Below are 1,599 nucleotides of genomic sequence, written 5' to 3' on the forward strand. Positions count from 1 at the left end.
TGCGGTACGAGTTGCCGCTACTGTTTGCCATTCGTCAGTTTCGCTTGCACGGTATTGTAGCTCTACACTGCTTACACTGACATTGTCTTGTACTTGAACAGTAAGAGGTAATGTCATATTCGTAAATGTTTCAGTTGGTGCGGTATGCTGATAAGTTGGATTCTCAGTATCTTGACCTTCACGAACCACTTGTCCCTGAACTCGGCCTAGTCCGCTGACAATGGAGGAGACAGCGTTATAGGCGTTTACTAAACCATAACCATAACCATTGTTTGGTGAAGTTGGAAATTCGGAATCAGTTAATGGCATTGCCGAATCATGTAAAATTTGTTCAATTTTATCAACAGTAATAGATGGATTCGCCTGCCTCATCAAGGCAACGACTCCAGAAACGTGTGGAGCACCCGAACCAGTCCCATTCAATCCTTGATAGTTGCTACCTTTCCAGGAAGAGCGGACGCCAACACCTGGAGCGGTAATGTCTGGCTTCATTTCTCCATATGGCGAAGGACCACGTGCGGAGAAAGAAGCACGCTGATTATTACTATCCGTAACGCCAATAGTGAACGATTCCGGATAGTTGGCTGGGTTCCAGATGCGTCCCAAAGTCAAACCTGCTCCATTTCCAGCAACGAACACAGGGAAAATCTCAGCTGCACGCCAGTTTTGCACCATTGGACGGAACCATTCATCGATTCCTTCTTGATATTTACCCCAGGTGTTGTTCACTACGTCAGGTGCTTTTTCTGGATGTGGGTTGCCTTGGGCATCCTTTGGAGCAAGAATCCATTCTCCAGCTTCCAGTAGATCGACCATGAGGCCGGTTCCACCATTATAGTTAAAGGCTTTCACAGCGATCCATTTTGCGCCTGGAGCAACCCCAATTTGATTTGAACCATTAGGTTCAGAACCAACCATGATGCCTGTGACGTGGGTACCTTGACCAGGCTCATCATATGGAGCCGACTTCCCATTAACAGCATCAAACCAGTTGAAGGTATTGTCAGGTTGATCTGGATTGGCTGGGTTGTAACCCCGATACTTTTCTTTTAAAGCAGGGTGATTCCAATTGACTCCTGTATCGATAGTAGCGACTACAGTTCCCGTACCATCAAAGCCCATATTCCAGGCTTGTGGTGCGTCGATTTTTGCAATATTCCATTCGATTGAAGTGGTGTCTGGTTGGATATCAGCTGTTGGTTCGATATCACCTGTTGGTTGGATATCAGTTGTTGGTTGGATATCACCTGTTGGTTCGATATCAGCTGTTGGTTCGATATCACCTGTTGGTTCGATATCAGTTGTTGGTTGGGCGGATGTTTCACCGCTTTCATTTGAGCTCAACTGTACCGTTTCGTTGGGCTCGATTTTTTCGACTTCAGGGAAGGTAGCAAGCTTCTCCATCACTTCTTTGGTTGCTGTTACCGCCATCCCGTTGACGATATAGAAGGATTGAAACTCTTTGACATTTCCCTTCTTTTTTTCTTGATCCAGATAGTTTTTGATCGAGTATTGAGTTTCGTTAGCTTTAGCGCGAAGGGATGAAACGACAGCGGAGCGTTTCATCAATTCGGTTTTGGCAGCCGTTTGTTTTTGATC

1 protein-coding gene is annotated in these 1,599 nt (G+C 45.8%); it reads right to left on the reverse strand.

Features of this window, described 5'->3' with window-relative positions:
• On the reverse strand, nucleotides 1-1,599 hold a 1,599-nt coding region (locus tag CHI06_RS23505; protein WP_179292752.1), incomplete at both ends, for a S8 family serine peptidase.

Source organism: Bacillus sp. 7884-1 (assembly GCF_002272245.1).
In the GTDB taxonomy this organism is placed as follows: domain Bacteria; phylum Bacillota; class Bacilli; order Bacillales; family Cytobacillaceae; genus Neobacillus.